The following is a 16119-nucleotide window of genomic DNA, read 5'->3' as shown; positions in this document are numbered from 1 at the left end:
CATGCCGAGCCCGGAGGCCAGCAGCCCCATTGCAGGACCGCAGAAAACATAACGGGGCGGGGCGGGGTCGCGGAGCGGCTCGGCCGCGGGCATGGCGCCCGTCGGCTCAGAGGCCCTCGTCCTCGCCGTCCGCGGGCACCTCGTGCACGGCTGCCTCCTCCGCGGAGGCGGCCCCGCCGTTGACGCCGACGTCCCGGCCTATCACGTCCTTCTCGGTGTCCTCGCGGACGCCCTCGTCGGGGGCCACCAGCCGTCCGGAGCGCCGTCGGCCGACCTGGTCGTCGTACGGTTCGCCCATGCCGCCGGGGAGGTCGCCGATCCCGTCCGGGAGGTTCTCGGAGCGGGCGGGCGGCTGCGTCGTGTCCGGCTCCTCCTCGGCGAGCCGCTGGTCGAGTGACTCGCGTTCCCGCTGCTCACGGGCGGTGGTGCCGTGGTGCCCGACGCCCAGCGGCCGCTCCGGCGGCGAGTAGCCCTCCTCGTACGGGCCGGCGGCCCGGTCCATGAGGGTGTCCTCCTCGTCCAGTACGCCGTGGTCCTCCCTGACCTCCCGGTCGTCGGAGCTGTCGGGCTGGTAGACCTGGTCGCCCATCGTCTCTTCGGTTCCCATGACTGGCTCCCGGTGTGCTGCTCGGTCCGCCGTACGCTTCGCCTTGCTCGCGTATCCAGCCTGAGCCAGGTCACCCCTCCCGGCACCCCGGGCACCCGGCAACCGGGCGACACCGCCCCTGCCGGGGCCGCCCCGGCGGGGTCGTCGGTCAGGAGGTCTCGGCGAGCTCCCGCGCCCTGCCCGGGAGGTCCCAGCTCAGGGCGTCGTCGGCCTGCTCGTGGGTGCGCTCGGCCAGGGCGCGGACCTCGTTCAGGACATCGCCGAGCTCCTCGACCACCTGGTCGTAGATGGGCGAGCCGGAACCGTGGGCGGTCTGCGGGGACATGCGGTACTCCAGGGGGAACGACGGCAGAACGGAGCGCGGCCGGCCGACGCCGGTCCGCGCGCCCGTACGCCTGCCCGGGACGCGGTCCGGCCATGCTGTGGCGTATCCCACTGCCGTACCCGGCGAGGGGAAGGCCGCCGGAGGCGGGGCCCGAGCGCCGGGGCGGGGTCCCGGGCCGCAGCCCTGGCCGGCCGCCGGCGCAGGGCCCGGGCGCCGGGCGCGCCCCCGGCCGGCGGGTCCACCGCCGCCGACGGGCTTCCCCTCGCCGGGCGACGCTCCAGGGCCGAGGCCGGCCCTGCACCGGCCCGCAGGCGGAGCAGCGGGGACCGGACCGGGTCCCGCCGCCCGGCAGCGGCTGCCCGGCGGCACCTGCATGGGGGAGCGGCCGACATCCGGTGGCTCGCGGCACCCGGCTGACGGCTCGCGTCCGCCGGTTGCCGACTGGGCGACTGGGCGACTGGGCGACTGGGCGACTGGGCAGCCGTACCGCGGGCTGGTCGTTGAGCGCCGCCGGCCGGCACGGCGCGGCGCCGGCCTCCCGTCCCGGTCGTCCGGGATGCCGGCGGCAAGGGCTCGTCGTGTCCCCGCGTCCGGCGCGGGCGTGCCCGCGCGCCCGGTCACCGCGGCGCGCGGGCACGTCGGGGCGTGGCCCCGTTTCCGTACGTCCCGGTCAGCGCACCCCTTCCTGCGTGCGCCGCACGCACTCCGCGACGACCGCGCCCAGGTCCCCGTGGCGTCGCAGGAGCCGCCGCTGGACGTGGGCGCCGGTGCCGCCGCTCATCAGGTCGTCCAGTGCCTTGCGGGCGTGGGGGAGGTCGCCGTTGTCGTCGAGGGCGGCCTCCACGTGGTGGAGGAGCGCCTGGACGACCCGTTCCGCGGGGGCCGGGCGCATGGTGGCCGGATGGATGAGTTCGCCGTCGAGACCGGACCGCCCGGCCCGCCAGGACGCGGCCCGCAGCAGTCCGATGCCGTGCCGGGCCGGGGGGCGGCCCTCGCGCCACTCGCGGGCGGCGGTGTCGACGAGCGCGCGCACGAGCGTGGCCACCAGGACGGTGGTGGAGGCGTCGAGGCACACGTCCGCGGCGCGGACCTCCACGGTCGGGTAGCGGCTCGACAGCCGGGCGTCGAAGTAGACCATCCCTTCGTCGTGGAGCACCCCGGTCGACAGGAGGTCGCGCACCTGCTGGTGGTAGCCCGCCGCGGAGCCGAAGAGCTCCACGGGCCCGGCCGAGGGCCAGCGGTTCCAGACACGGCTGCGGTAGCTGGCGTACCCGCTGTCGTCGCCCTGCCAGAACGGCGAGTTGACGCTGAGGGCGAGCAGCACCGGCAGCCAGGGCCGGACGCGGTCGAGGACGCCGACGCCTTCCTCGTCGGAGGTGACCGACACGTGGACGTGGCAGCCGCAGGTGAGCTGTTCGCGTGCGGTGAGGCCGAAGTGCTCCTGGATCCACCGGTAGCGCTCGTCCTCGGTGAGCGCGGGCCGCACGGGCAGCGGCGAGGTCGCGAGCGCGACGACGGCCGCTCCCGCCTCCGCGGCGAAGGCGGCGGCCTCCGCGCGGCAGCGCTCGATGTCGGCGGCCAGTTCGGCCATGGCGGTCTGGGGGCGTGTCCCGAACTCCAGCTGGTGGCTCTGCAACTCCTTCGTGAAGGCGTGTGCCCGACCCTCGTTCTGTCTGGCCGCTACGGCCAGGACCGCTGTGGAGAGTGCGCGGGGCTCTCCCGTCCGCGGGTCCACGAGGAGGAGTTCCTCCTCCACTCCGACACTGCGCAAAGGAACCCGCCTTTCCGATCGCATCCTGAGAGGGACAACTGACGGAACTGCCGGACGTGCTGAACGCTGGTGCGGTCGTGCTGGACGCACCATCATCCCTGGTGCGGCGGTCGTGCGCACCGTCCCGGAGGGCCGTCGGCGGGATCTGGCGAGTTCCCGCCGGACCGGCCCCAAACCTGCCGCGGTCGGCCCGGCTCACTCCTCCCTGCGGCCTCCGCCGTGCCGCGCGGCCCCTGCTCCACCGGCCCCGGGGCGGCAACGGGGCCGGAATCGTACGGGTCTTCGGGACGGCGCGGCGGCGGGGCGGGGCCACCGGCGTCCCGGCGGCACCGCCCCGCTCTCCCTCCCCCGCGGACGGCTCAGACGGCCGGCGGGCACGCGAGCCGTACGAGTTCGAGGGCCTGCTGCGGGAACCACTCCCCCGCCGGAGGGTCGACGGTGCCGCGGGCGGGGTCCTCGGGGCCGGGGGTACCGCGCAGGCACAGGCCGTCCGACTCACCGGGGATCTTGATCCACAGGCGGGCGTCGTGCAGGGGCTCGCCCGTGCGGGTGGTCGGACGGGCGCCGAGGCCGCGGTCCGGGGGGTTGCACCATTTCTGGGGGTCCGGGTACGTCCCTGCGGGTGCCGTCCAGGGGCCTCGGCCGTTGCGGCTGGAGTCGGTCACGAAGTGCTTCCTCGCGCGCGGGTCGGCGGGCGCGTGGGCCGCGACCCAGGCGTCGGCCTCCTCCCGCGGTGTCCACTGGTCCGGGCAGTGGGCGGGGTCCCCACCGCCGTCGGCGTAGGCGAGGCAGGCGGAGATCAGCGTGCCGTAGCGGATGTTGGAGGCGTCGGTGTGGTAGTTGGAGACGTTCAGGAAGAAGCCCACCGCACCGTCGACGCCGCCCTGCGCGAGGCGCGGGACGATGCTGCGGACGCTGTGCCAGCCGGGGTGTCCCGCGTCCAGGTACACCTTGGTGCGGGGCAGCCGCCCGAGGACGTCGACGGCGTACCCGACCTCCTTGAAGCGGGCCGCCGTGAGCGTGCCCTCCGCGTCGTCCTGGCCGCAGTCGGAGGGCAGCAGGGCGAGCGAGTCGGGTTCGAGGACCACCAGGGCCTCGCGACCGCCGATGCCGCGGGCGACGGCGTCGATCCACGTCTGGTACCCGGCGGTGTTCGAGGCCCCGCCTCCGGAGTAGCTGGCGCAGTCCCGGCCGGGCACGTTGTAGAGCGCCAGCACGGGCAGGGCGTCCTTGCGGGCCGCGGCGCGGACGACGTCCCTGGCGGCGGCGGCCACCTCGTCGGGCGACTCGCCGGTCAGCCAGACGGCCTGGGGGGTACGCACCATGCGGAGGACCCCGGTGGCGTCCTGGTACCGGCCCTGCCGGACGAGGTCCCGGATCTGCTCCAGGGCGCCCGGGTCGGGCGGCGGGGTGTGGAGGCGGGCGGTGCCGTGCGCACCGCTGCCCGCGGCGGAGGAGGCGGGCAGCAGTGCGGCGGCGAGGGCGAGCGGCAGGGCCAGCAGGGCGCCGGCCGCTCTTCGGCGGACGCGGGCGGGCACACGGCTGCGCGGGTGTGTGCGGATACGCATGGCGGGACCTCCGACGACGACCACTGGGAGCGCTCCCATGAACCTTTCGCCACAGCCGCGTACACGTCAAGACTCTGTACGGAACGGAGGTCACCCGGCGGGCCCGGCGACCCTCCGGCCGGGCCCCCGCGCACCGGGCCGAGCGTCCCGTGCGCGCGGTGTTCCCGCGGCCGTACGGCCGCGGGGTGGCCCGGGACCGCGGCGAAACCGGGTCCGCGGTCGGCGAGCCCCGCTCCGCAGGATCGCGAGGCCGCCGGCCCTCCCTGCCCGCGAGCCGCCGGTCGGCGGCTCGCCCGCACCGGCCGCAGCGGCGAGCTCCACCACGCGCACGCAGGCAGCGGCGCGCCGGCCGGGAACCCGTACGCCGCGCCGGGCGTGGCCGGTGCTGAGGGCAGCGCCGGCGGGCGGAACCCCGTGCCCGGAACCGGCGGTCCTCCGCCTGGTGCTCGGCGGCGGAGGGCGCCGGCCCGGGCGGGGAGACCCAGCGGGGTGGACGGGAGCGCCCTGGCGGCGGACGGCCGTCCCGACCGCCCGGACAGGCCCTCAGCGACCCGTTCCCCCAGCGCGGCCGGGTGGCGTCACGCCACGGAGTCGATGCGGCCCGCCGGGGCGTCCGGACCGTCGTGGTGGATGGGGGTGTGCGCGCCGGTGAGCGAGACGCCGCTGCCGCCGCGGCGGTGGGCGACGATCTCCGCGGCGATGGAGACCGCGGTCTCCTCGGGTGTGCGGGCCCCCAGGTCGAGGCCGATGGGCGAGCGCAGCCGCGCCAGCTCCAGGTCGGTGACCCCGACCTCGCGGAGCCGGCGGTTGCGGTCCAGGTGGGTGCGGCGGGAGCCCATCGCGCCCACGTAGGCGACCGGGAGGCGCAGGGCGCGCTGGAGGAGCGGCACGTCGAACTTGGCGTCGTGGGTCAGGACGCACAGCACCGTGCGGGAGTCGACGTCCGTGGAGTCCAGGTACTCGTGGGGCCAGCCGACCACGACCTCGTGGGCTTCCGGGAAGCGCGCGGCGGTGGCGAAGACCGGGCGGGCGTCGCAGACCGTGACCCGGTACCCGAGGAACGCGCCGACCCTGACCAGGGCCGAAGCGAAGTCGATGGCGCCGAAGACGATCATGCGGGGCGGGGGCACGCTCGACTCGACCAGGAGCGTGAGGGGCCGGCCGCAGCGCGAGCCGTCCGCGCCGATGCCGACCGTTCCGGTGCGGCCCGCGTCGAGCAGCGCGCGGGCCTCGGCCGCTGCGGTGCGGTCCAGCTCCGGGTGACCGCCGAGGCCGCCCTCGTACGAGCCGTCGGGGCGCACCAGCAGGGCGGTGCCCATCAGGTCGCGCGGGCCGTCCGCGACCCGGGCGAGGGCCGCGGGGCTGCCCGCCGCGGCGGCCGCCAGTGCGGCGGGGTACACCCCGCCGCGGACGGGGGTGACGAGGACGTCGATGACGCCGCCGCAGGTCAGGCCGACGGCGAAGGCGTCCTCGTCGCTGTAGCCGAAGCGTTCGAGCACGGTCTCGCCGTCCTCGAGCGCCTGTCGGCACAGCTCGTACACCGCCCCCTCCACGCATCCGCCCGAGACCGAGCCGACGGCCGTGCCGTCGGCGTCGACGGCGAGCGCGGCACCCGGCTGGCGGGGCGCGCTGCCGCTGACGGCGACGACGGTGGCGACGGCGAAGTCGCGCCCCTGTTCGGCCCACCGGGCGAGCTCCTCGGCGATGTCCAGCATGGCGGCCTCCTCGGGGGATGGGGAGCGGATGGGTGGAGGGGAGCGGCGGTCACGGGCGGGTCAGTGTCCTGCGCCGGAGGCGAAGTAGAAGACGAAGACCGCCGAGAGGACCCACATGAGGATGCTCGGCTCCCGCCACTTGCCCTGCGCCGCCTTGATGGCGCAGAAGGCGATGACACCGGCGCCGACACCCGTGGTGATGGTGTAGGTGAACGGCATCAGGACGACCGTGAGGAAGACCGGCACGGCGACCGACCATTCGCCCCAGTCGACGTGCCGCGCGTTCTGCAGCATCATCGCCCCGATGACGACGAGGGCTGCGGAGGCGACCTGGCCGGGGACGAGCTGGGTGAGCGGGGTGAAGAACAGGCACGCGGCGAAGAACAGGCCGGTGACCGAGGCGGAGAGTCCCGTGCGGGCGCCTTCGCCGACGCCCGTGGCGGACTCGATGAAGACGGTCTGGCCGGAGGCGCTCGTGACGCCGCCGATCGCGCCGCCCGCGCCGTCGATGAACAGGGCCTTGTTGAGGCCCGGCATCTTGCCGGTGTGGTCGGCGAGCCTGGCTTCCTGGCCGACGGCGATGATGGTGGCCATCGCGTCGAAGAAGCCGGCCAGCACCAGGGTGAAGACCACCATGGCGACGGCGGCGTAGCCGAGCTGCTCCCAGCCGCCGAACTCGACCTGGCCGAAGAGCGAGAAGTCCGGCATGGAGACGACGCTGCCGTGCAGGACCGGCGCGCTGCCGCCCCACTCGTCCTCGGAGATCCAGCCGGCGGCGGTGGCGGTGACGGAGATGACCGTGCCGACGACGATGCCGAGGAGGATGGCTCCGGGCACCTTCCGGGCCTGGAGCATGAAGATCAGCAGCAGGGTGACGACGAAGAGGACGACCGGCCAGCCGGTGAGCGAGCCGTTCACGCCGAGGGTGACGGGGCCGCCGCCCTCGCCCTTGCCGACGAAGCCGGCGTTGACGAAACCGATCATGGCGATGAACAGGCCGATGCCGATGGTGATGCCGTGCTTCATCGCCAGGGGTATCGCGTTCATGATGAACTCGCGGACGCCGGTGACCACCAGCAGGCAGATCACCGCGCCGTAGACGACGCACATGCCCATGGCCTGCGGCCAGGTCATGCTGGGCGCGACCTGCGTGGAGACGACGCCCGCGACGCTGAGGCCCGCCGCCAGGGCCAGCGGGACCTTGCCGATGAGACCCATCGCCAGGGTGGTGACCGCGGCTGCCAGGGCGGTGGCGGTGATCAGGGCGGGCTGGCTCAGCTTGTTCCCGAGCACGTCCTCGCCGCCGAGGAGCAGCGGGTTGAGCAGGAGGATGTACGCCATGGCCATGAAGGTCGTGACGCCGCCGCGCACCTCGCGCGCGACCGTGGATCCTCTGTGACTGATGTGAAAGTACCGGTCGAGCCAGGACCGTCCGGCGGGGATGCGCGGGCCTTCGCCCGCGTCGTCCGAGACGGTTCTGGGCTCCACTGACGACTGGGTCATGGTGCCTGACTCCCAAGGTTCAAAGGGGCACCCGCGGGGACGCCTGTCCGGGGTCTGTGTGCGGGATTTGGGATGCTGCTTGGCTGCACGACCCGGGGGACGGCCCGAGACGAACGGTGGGGGTTGCGGGGGGTGGCTCCGGGCGGGGCGGGCGTCGGACCTGTGACGTTCCTGTGAGGCACGCTCCGCCCGGAGGGTTCGTGGGGCCGGGGGGACGGGTCCCCCCGGCGCGTCGTCACGCCGTACCGGTGAGGTGCTCCGGGCGCACCGGTGTGCGGTCGAGTGCCAGCCCGGTCGCGTTGCGGATAGCCGCGAGGACGGCCGGGGTGGACGACAGGGTGGGGGCCTCGCCGATGCCGCGCAGCCCGTAGGGGGCGTGGTCGTCGGCGAGTTCCAGCACGTCGACCGGGATGGTCGGCGTGTCGAGGATGGTGGGGATGAGGTAGTCCGTGAAGGAGGGGTTCTTCACCTTCGCGGTCTTCGGGTCGACGACGATCTCCTCCATGACCGCCACACCCAGGCCCTGGGTGGTGCCGCCCTGGATCTGGCCGACGACGGACAGCGGGTTGAGGGCCTTGCCGACGTCCTGGGCGCAGGCCAGCTCGATCACCTTGACCAGGCCGAGCTCGGTGTCCACCTCCACGACGGCGCGGTGTGCGGCGAAGGAGTACTGGACGTGGCCGTTGCCCTGGCCGGTGCGCAGGTCGAACGCCTCGGTGGGGCGGTGGCGCCACTCGGCCTCGATCTCCACGGCCTCGTCACCGAGGACGTCGACGAGGCCGGCGAGGACCTCCCCGCCGTCGGTGACGACCTTGCCGCCCTCCAGGAGGAGTTCGGCGGTGGCCCAGGCCGGGTGGTAGGTGCCGAACCTGCGGCGGCCCATCTCCAGGACCTTCTCGCGGACGAGCTCGCAGGAGTTCTTGACGGCGCCGCCGGTGACGTATGTCTGCCGTGAGGCGGAGGTGGAGCCGGCGGAGCCGACCTGGGTGTCGGCCGGGTGGATGGTGACCTGGGTGACGCCGAGCTCCGTGCGGGCGATCTGGGCGTGCACGGTGACGCCGCCCTGGCCGACCTCGGCCATCGCGGTGTGGACGGTGGCGACGGCCTCGCCGTTGATGACCTCCATGCGCACCTTGGCGGTGGAGTAGTCGTCGAAGCCCTCGGAGAAGCCGACGTTCTTGATGCCGACCGCGTAGCCGACGCCGCGGACGACGCCCTCGCCGTGGGTGGTGTTGGACAGGCCGCCGGGCAGGGCCCGCACGTCGGCGCCCTCCGTGGTCTCCCACTGGCGTTCGGGCGGCAGCGGGCGGGCCTTGATGCGGCGCAGCAGCTCGGCCACCGGGGCCGGGGAGTCGACCGGCTGCCCCGTCGGCATGATCGTGCCCTGCTCCATCGCGTTGAGCTGCCGGAACTCGACGGGGTCCATCCCGAGCTTCGCAGCGAGCTTGTCCATCTGCGCCTCGTAGGCGAAGCACGCCTGGACCGCGCCGAAGCCGCGCATGGCGCCACAGGGCGGGTTGTTGGTGTAGAGGGCGATCGCCTCGATGTCGACGTCGTCGACGACGTACGGGCCGACGGACAGGGAGGAGGCGTTGCCGACGACGGCCGGGGAGGCGGAGGCGTAGGCGCCGCCGTCCAGCACGATCCGGCACTTCATGTGGGTGAGCTTGCCGTCCCGGGTGGCGCCGTGCTCGTAGTACAGCTTCGCCGGGTGGCGGTGGACGTGCCCGAAGAAGGACTCGAAGCGGTTGTAGACCATCTTCACGGGCTTGCCGGTGCGCAGGGCGAGCAGGCAGGCGTGAATCTGCATGGACAGGTCCTCGCGGCCGCCGAAGGCGCCGCCGACGCCGGAGAGCGTCATGCGGACCTTCTCCTCGGGCAGTCCGAGGACGGGGGCGATCTGGCGGAGGTCCGAGTGGAGCCACTGGGTGGCGACGTACAGGTCGACGCCGCCGTCCTCGCACGGCACGGCGAGGCCGGACTCGGGGCCGAGGAACGCCTGGTCCTGCATGCCGAAGGTGTACTCGCCCTCGACGATCACGTCGGCCCGGCTGCGGGCCGCCTCGACGTCGCCGCGGACGATGGGCTGGCGGTGCACGACGTTCGGGTGCGGGACGTGCCCGGCGTGGTGGTCGTCGCGGCCCGGGTGGAGGAGCGGGGCGTCCTCGGCGAGGGCGGACGCCTCGTCGGTGACGACGGGCAGTTCGCGGTAGTCGACCTTGATCTTGGCGGCCGCGCGGCGGGCGGTCTCCGGGTGGTCGGCGGCGACCAGGGCGACCGGCTCGCCGTGGTGGCGTACGCGGCCGTGGGCGAGGACCGGGGTGTCCTGGATCTCCAGGCCGTAGTTCTTCACGTCGGTCGGCAGGTCGTCGTAGGTGAGGACCGCGTACACGCCGGCCTGGGCGAGGGCCTCCGAGACGTCGATGGAGACGATCTCCGCGTGGGCCACGGGCGAGCGGAGGATCTGGCCCCACAGCATGTCCTCGTGCCACATGTCCGAGGAGTACGCGAACTCGCCGGTGACCTTGAGGGTGCCGTCAGGGCGGAGCGTGGACTCGCCGATGCCGCCCTTGGTGCCCTGGGCGCCCTGGGTGACCTTCGTGGGCGTGCCGGCGGGTGCCGCGGCGGCCCGGGGGCTGCTCGTGCTGCTCATGGTCAGACCGTCCCTTCCTGGAGCCCCTGGCGTTCCTGGCGGGCGGCCGCGAGGCGGACGGCGTCCAGGATCTTCTCGTAACCGGTGCAGCGGCAGAGGTTGCCGGAGAGCGCTTCGCGGATGTCCTCGTCGGTCGGGGACGGGTTGCGCTCCAGCATCTCGTCGGCGGCGACGAGCAGGCCGGGGGTGCAGAAGCCGCACTGGACGGCGCCCGCGTCGATGAAGGCCTGCTGGATCGGCGACAGCTCGGTGCCCTCGCCGGTCTGCGAGTCGGTGCCCTTGGCGGACCAGCCCTTCGCCGCGTCGAGGGACGTGCCGGACGAGCCGCAGGCGCCGGAGGCGCAGCCGCCCTCGGCGCGCTGCCTGGCGTAGTCGGCGAGGCCCTCGACGGTGACGACGTCGCGGCCCTCGGCCTGGCCGGCGGCGACCAGGCAGGAGCAGACCGGCACGCCGTCGAGGCGGACCGTGCAGGAGCCGCACTCGCCCTGCTCGCAGGCGTTCTTGGAGCCGGGCAGGCCCAGCCGCTCGCGCAGGACGTAGAGGAGGGACTCGCCCTCCCAGACGTCGTCGGCCTGCTGGGGGCGTCCGTTGACCGTGAAGTTGACGCGCATGGTCATGCAGCTCCTTCAAGCGTGCGGGCATTGCCGCGGTACTGCTCCCAGGTCCAACCGAGGGTGCGCCGGGCCATGATGCCGACGGCGTGGCGGCGGTACCGGGCGGTGCCGCGCACGTCGTCGATGGGGTTGCAGGCGGCGGAGGCGAGGTCCGCGAACTGCTTGGCGATCGACGGGGTGATGATCTTGCCGTTGTCCCAGAAGCCGCCCTCCTCCAGCGCGGCGTTCAGGAACTCCTCGGCCTCCTTCGCCCGGACGGGGGTGGGCGCGGCGGAGCCGATGCCGGTGCGCACGGTGCGGGTCTCCGGGTGGAGGGCGATGCCGAAGGCGCAGACGGCGATGACCATGGCGTTGCGGGTACCCACCTTGGAGTACTGCTGCGGGCCGTCGGCCTTCTTGATGTGGACGGTCTTGATCAGCTCGTCGGGCTCCAGCTCGTTGCGCTTGACGCCGGTGTAGAACGCGTCGACGGGGATGAAGCGGCTGCCGCGGACCGACTCGACCTCCACCTCGGCGCCCGCGGCGAGCAGCGCCGGGTGGGCGTCGCCGGCGGGGGACGCGGTGCCGAGGTTGCCGCCGACGCCGCCGCGGTTGCGGATCTGCGGCGAGGCCACGGTGTGGGAGGCGAGCGCGAGGCCGGGCAGTTCGGCGCGCAGGTGCTCCATGATCGAGGTGTACGGGACGGAGGCGCCCAGCCGGACGTTCTCCTCGCCGACCTCCCAGTCACGGAGCAGCTCGATGCGGTTCAGATCCAGGAGGTACTCGGGCCGCCGGTGGTCGAAGTTGATCTCGACCATGACATCGGTGCCACCCGCGATGGGCACAGCCGTGGGGTGCTCGGCCTTGGCGGCCAGCGCCTCCTCCCAGCTTGCGGGGCGAAGGAAGTCCATGAGTGGCTCTCTTCATTCTGATGACGTGATCCCGCCGCGCCGGGGCTCCCCCGCCCCTCCGGCGGCCGGTGCGTCCGGGGCGGGACGTACGGGGCGCCCGGGGGCGGTGGGATCGGGGCGGTGTGATCGGGGCGATCGGGGCTTCTCGCCGGGGGTCGGGGACGGCCGGCCCTGGACGGGGTGTTCATCTGGTGTTCACGCGTTGTGGCCTCAGTACACCCAGCGGTGCTCCACCCGGTGCAGTCACCGAAACCATGAAGGAGTTGGCTGGCAGGGCGGGCCATCTTGTAGATTCGAACGAAAGGCGAGGATCGGCAACCTCTCCGTTTCCCCCCGGAAACAACGAGCCACCGGGCACCGGCGACAACCGGACACCCCCGGGTGCCCACGGGGCCCCGTGGCCCCTCGGAGCACACCCCCACCCACGAACACCCACGAGAAGGATCGGCGGCGACGACATGCGGCTGCGCGCACTGCTGGAGACCGACGCGCTGGGCCTGCGGCTCCTCGGCGGCGAGGACGAGCTGGACCGCACCGTGCGCGGCGTCATGACGACCGACCTGCGGGACCCCAGCCGCTACCTGTCCGGCGGCGAGCTGGTGCTCACCGGCCTGGCGTGGCGGCGCGGCCCCGCGGACGCGGAGCCCTTCGTGCGGATCCTCGCGGCGGCCGGAGTGGCGGGGCTCGCGGCGGGCGAGGCAGAGCTGGGGCCGGTCCCCGCGGACCTGGTCGAGGCGTGTTTGCGCCACCGCCTGCCGCTGTTCGCCGTGCACGAGTCCGTTGCTTTCGCAACCATCACGGAGCACGTCGTGCGGCAGGTGTCCGGCGAGCGCGCCGGGGACCTGGCGGCGGTCGTCGATCGCCACAGGAGGCTGATGACGTCCGGCCCGGCGGGCGGCGGCCCCGAGGTCGTCCTCGACCTGCTCGGCTCCGACCTCGACCTGCGGGCCTGGGTCCTGTCGCCGACGGGCCGGCAGATCGCGGGCGCGGGCACGGACCTGCCGGCGCAGGTCGGGGCGCTGCTCGCCGGCGAGCACCTGGCCGCGACCCGCACCGGGCGGCGCGGGCCGCACCGGGCCGCGGTGGGCGGCGCCACGTACTCGCTCTTCCCGATCCGCAACACCGGGCGCGGCGCCGCCCCGGCGGTCAGGGACGTGCGGGAGACCGTGCTGTCGGACTGGCTGCTCGCCGTGGAGGCGGACGCGGGCGACTGGCCGGCGGCCCGGCTGGACCTGCTGCAGGGCGTCACCCAGCTCATCGCCGTGGAACGGGACCGGCGTGACGCGGCCCGCGCGGTGCGGCGCCGGCTGGCCCAGGAGGTCCTGGAGCTGGTGCAGACGGGCGCGGCCCCCGCGGAGATCGCCGCGCGGCTGCGGGTGGCGGCTCCGGTACTGCTGCCGGGTCTGGGCGCGGCGCCGCACTGGCAGGTCATCGTGGCGCGGGTCGAGTGGGGCGAGGACGGCGCGGCGGTGGAGCCCGGCCCCGTGGCGCAGGCCCTGCTGGAGGAGGTGCTCGTCGACCCGGCCACGACGGGGCCGGAGTCGGCGGACCGGATCGCGGTCGCGCACACCGGCGACGAGGCGATCGCGCTCGTACCGCTGCCGGCCCTGCCGGCAGCGCCCGAACCCTCCGCGGACGGCACCGGACCCGCCGCGGATCCGGCGGTGGACGGCGGCCCCGGGCTGCACGCGGACCGGCTGCTGGCGGCTGTGCGGGGACCGCTGTCCGCGGGCCTCGGCGAGGACGGGCGGCTCACCCTGGGGGTCAGCGCGGCGGTGCACTCGGCGGAGGGCCTGCGCGGTGCCCTGGAGGAGGCCCGGCACGCCCGCCGGGTGGCGGCCGCCCGTCCCGGCCGGGTGTGCGCGGCCGGACACCACGAGCTGGCGTCGCACGTGCTGCTGCTCCCGTTCGTGCCGGACGACGTGCGCCGGGCTTTCACGGCCCGCCTCCTGGACCCTCTGCGCGACTACGACCGGCGGCACCGGGCGGAGCTGATCCCGACCCTGGAGGCGTTCCTGGACTGCGACGGCTCCTGGACCCGCTGCGCCTCGCGGCTGCACCTGCACGTGAACACGCTGCGGTACCGGGTCGGCCGCATCGAGCAGCTGACGGGCCGCGACCTGTCCCGGCTGGAGGACAAGCTGGACTTCTTCCTGGCCCTGCGCATGTCGTGACGCCCCCGGTGAGGACGGGGCGGCTGACGCCCACCCCCGCGCGACGGCCGGGCCGGGTGCCCTGCCCGGGGGCGGCGGGGTGGAGCGGACGGTCGGGGAGAGCTCCGCGTGCGTGCCGGCGACCCGGACGCGCCGGATCGGCAGCCGGCGCGCGGCGTGGCCTACCGCATGCGGCCGGACGTCCCACCGGGCGGAATGCGGTGCTCGAATCCTTGGTCGATGCGCGCACCACCCGGGCCGGCCGGGTGGTGCGCGGCCAGGGCCCTGGGCGCCGGGAGGTTTCATCTCCGGCACGACTCCCCTGAAGACCCGTGCAGATCGACGCGTGCGTCGGAGGAGGAGAGGCGGGGCCTGCCGTCCGGTGGTCGCGGCGTTCGTCGGGCAGGTGCGCCGCAACCGCGGGGGGCGGACGGGCCGTGCCGGTGCTCTACTGGTGGTGCAGCACTTCTCACCCAGGAGGACGCCATGGGTCCTTCTCCGCCTCCCGACGAGAACGCCTGGCGCAAGCAGTCCTGGAGAGCACCGTCGGAAGGAGGGCGTGACCCCGGTGGACCGAGGCGTCCGAGGCACCCCTGGGTGACGGCCCTCCTGGTGGTCCTCGTCCTGGTCCTGGGCCTCGGCGGCCTCGGGGCACTGATCGGTGAGAACCCGGAGCCCACACGCGGGACGGCTGCGCCGACGCCACTGGCTTCCACGACTCAGCCGTCAGACCAACCAGGACCGGACGAGCCGGCAGGCAGGACGACCCCGCCCGCCGGGCGCTCCGAGGGCCCCGCAGTCGCGCCGACCACGAAGCCGCCCCCACGGACGACGGCACCGGCGGGCGGGGTGGTGCTCCGCATCATCGACGGCGACACTCTTGAGGTGCGCGGCGACGGCCGCATCCTGCCGAAGGACACGGTCTCCCGCGTACGGCTCCTGCAGATCGACACCCCTGAACGCGGTGCGTGTTTCGCCGACGAGGCCACCGCCCGCACGACCGCGCTCCTGCCGCCCGGCAGCCGTTTCCGCGCCGAACGTGACGTCGAACTCACCGATCGCCATCACCGGCACCTTCTGTATGTGTGGAACGAGCGGGGCACGTTCGTCAACGAGTCGCTCGTTCGCGGGGGCCACGCCGAGGCGGTCCTCTACCCACCCAACGACAGGTACTGGTCGAAGATCTCTGCCGCTGAAGAGGCCGCCCAACGCACCGGAGCCGGCCTGTGGACCGCCTGCGCCGAGCAGCCGGAGGCCACCACCGCGCCCTCCGACCCGCCGGACCCTCCGGCCCCGCGCGCGCCCTCCCGCCCGGACCTTCCGGACGGGCCACCTGCTGGCGCCCCGGATGTGGACTGCGCTGACCTGCCCGGCCCCGTCTGGGTCGGCGAGGACGACCCGCACCGCCTGGACCGGGACGGCGACGGTATCGGCTGCGAAGCCAACTGAGGGGTCTCGGCCCGACGCGTCCGCGACCGCGGGTCCCCTGTTCGCGAACCTTCCGTCGGCCGGGCGGTGTTCCGCGGTTCCTAGGAAGTGCTCTGGCGCGCCTCCTTCAGAAGTTGCGACACCCGTTGCCGTGAGACGCCCAGGACTTGGGCGATGTCCGCGCCCGACATCCCCGACTCCTGGAGGCTCAGGGCCGTTCTCCGGTAGAGGACAGCGGCACGCTCCTGGGCGCGACGCGCTTCCAGCACGGCTTCGATGGCGCTCCTCGTCTTCTCTCCCAGGGCACCTTCGAGGCGTGTCGACACCTGAAGGCTCACGGCTTCCCAAGGCGCTTCGCCACGGTCGGGCACGGCGAGAAGATCCCTGGTCGCGTCCGGCACTTCGCTCAGACGCCTGACCCAGAAGGTATCTACTCCGGCTACTTCGACTTGCCATCCCTGACCGCGCCACGTCGCCTGCGCGCGGGTCAACTCATGGACCATCTGCCCTCCTCAACCACCATGCAATCCTGGCTTGTTCAGCATGTCAAGACGGACTTGACGTACCCACGGCCCGGTCAGCGCCCCGAGCGTGCGGGCACACCATCGCCGGAACGGGCCGCTCCCGCACGGGTCGGTGCGGGGGCGCCGCCCGCGGACCGCGGCGGGAAACGGGTGGCCGCAGCACGGCGATTCGGGGCGGCAACCCCCGACAGGGGCGCGAACCAGCCGCTCCCCCGTACCGGGCTTGGCGCGATCACGCTCTGCCGGGGAAGGTAATGGGACGGTAAAGTGCGGAAGTGAGCGTGGTTGCGGGTGGCGTCGCCGCCCGTGCCGCCGCCCCGCGGCGCGCGCTCTGCAGACTGACCCGACCACACCGCGCCGCATGCGTT

At 74.2% G+C, this 16119-nt stretch carries 12 protein-coding genes; 2 read left to right on the top strand and 10 right to left on the bottom strand.

Annotated elements, in window-relative coordinates; translation table 11 throughout:
- Window positions 1-106: 106 nt before the first annotated feature.
- The 9 genes from BJP40_RS03990 to BJP40_RS03955 form a co-directional block, all read right to left on the bottom strand.
- Entirely contained in the window at window positions 107-607 is a 501-nt protein-coding gene (locus tag BJP40_RS03990; protein ID WP_071278629.1) for a DUF5709 domain-containing protein, read from the bottom strand.
- Window positions 608-755: 148 nt separating this feature from the next.
- Window positions 756-932, bottom strand: a complete 177-nt coding sequence (locus tag BJP40_RS33935; protein ID WP_175500022.1) for a hypothetical protein — start codon at window positions 930-932, stop codon at window positions 756-758.
- 670 nt (window positions 933-1602) lie between these two features.
- A complete protein-coding gene (locus BJP40_RS03985; protein WP_071278628.1) occupies window positions 1603-2703 on the bottom strand; it encodes a glutamate--cysteine ligase in 1101 nt (366 codons plus the stop codon).
- A gap of 359 nt (window positions 2704-3062) precedes the next feature.
- The gene (locus BJP40_RS03980) at window positions 3063-4271 is read right to left on the bottom strand and encodes a glycoside hydrolase family 6 protein (RefSeq protein ID WP_071278632.1); all 1209 of its coding nucleotides are present in this window, start codon (window positions 4269-4271) and stop codon (window positions 3063-3065) included.
- Window positions 4272-4849: 578 nt separating this feature from the next.
- On the bottom strand, window positions 4850-5986 hold the full coding sequence (locus BJP40_RS03975) for an XdhC/CoxI family protein (RefSeq protein ID WP_071278627.1): 1137 nt from the start codon (window positions 5984-5986) through the stop codon (window positions 4850-4852).
- Window positions 5987-6046: 60 nt separating this feature from the next.
- The gene (locus tag BJP40_RS03970; RefSeq protein ID WP_071278626.1) at window positions 6047-7489 is read right to left on the bottom strand and encodes an NCS2 family permease; all 1443 of its coding nucleotides are present in this window, start codon (window positions 7487-7489) and stop codon (window positions 6047-6049) included.
- A 235-nt stretch (window positions 7490-7724) separates the two neighbouring features.
- Window positions 7725-10142, bottom strand: a complete 2418-nt coding sequence (locus BJP40_RS03965) for a xanthine dehydrogenase family protein molybdopterin-binding subunit (RefSeq protein ID WP_071278625.1) — start codon at window positions 10140-10142, stop codon at window positions 7725-7727.
- Window positions 10143-10144: 2 nt separating this feature from the next.
- The gene (locus tag BJP40_RS03960) at window positions 10145-10753 is read right to left on the bottom strand and encodes a (2Fe-2S)-binding protein (RefSeq protein ID WP_071270469.1); all 609 of its coding nucleotides are present in this window, start codon (window positions 10751-10753) and stop codon (window positions 10145-10147) included.
- Window positions 10754-10755: 2 nt separating this feature from the next.
- The gene (locus tag BJP40_RS03955) at window positions 10756-11646 is read right to left on the bottom strand and encodes a xanthine dehydrogenase family protein subunit M (RefSeq protein ID WP_071278624.1); all 891 of its coding nucleotides are present in this window, start codon (window positions 11644-11646) and stop codon (window positions 10756-10758) included.
- A gap of 458 nt (window positions 11647-12104) precedes the next feature.
- Between BJP40_RS03955 and BJP40_RS03950 the strand changes: the two genes are divergently transcribed.
- The gene (locus tag BJP40_RS03950; protein WP_071278623.1) at window positions 12105-13820 is read left to right on the top strand and encodes a PucR family transcriptional regulator ligand-binding domain-containing protein; all 1716 of its coding nucleotides are present in this window, start codon (window positions 12105-12107) and stop codon (window positions 13818-13820) included.
- Between the two features lie 576 nt (window positions 13821-14396).
- Window positions 14397-15248 (top strand): thermonuclease family protein, encoded by an 852-nt coding sequence (locus tag BJP40_RS03945; RefSeq protein ID WP_226962376.1) that lies wholly within the window; start codon window positions 14397-14399, stop codon window positions 15246-15248.
- 80 nt (window positions 15249-15328) lie between these two features.
- On the opposite strand, the gene BJP40_RS03940 is transcribed toward BJP40_RS03945, so the two are convergent.
- Entirely contained in the window at window positions 15329-15730 is a 402-nt protein-coding gene (locus BJP40_RS03940) for a sigma factor-like helix-turn-helix DNA-binding protein (protein ID WP_071278621.1), read from the bottom strand.
- Window positions 15731-16119 lie beyond the last annotated feature (389 nt).

Source organism: Streptomyces sp. CC53 (genome assembly GCF_001865245.1).
Lineage (GTDB): Bacteria > Actinomycetota > Actinomycetes > Streptomycetales > Streptomycetaceae > Streptomyces.
The sequence above is the reverse complement of the archived record's forward strand: the minus strand, read 5'-3'. Positions and strand labels throughout refer to the sequence as shown.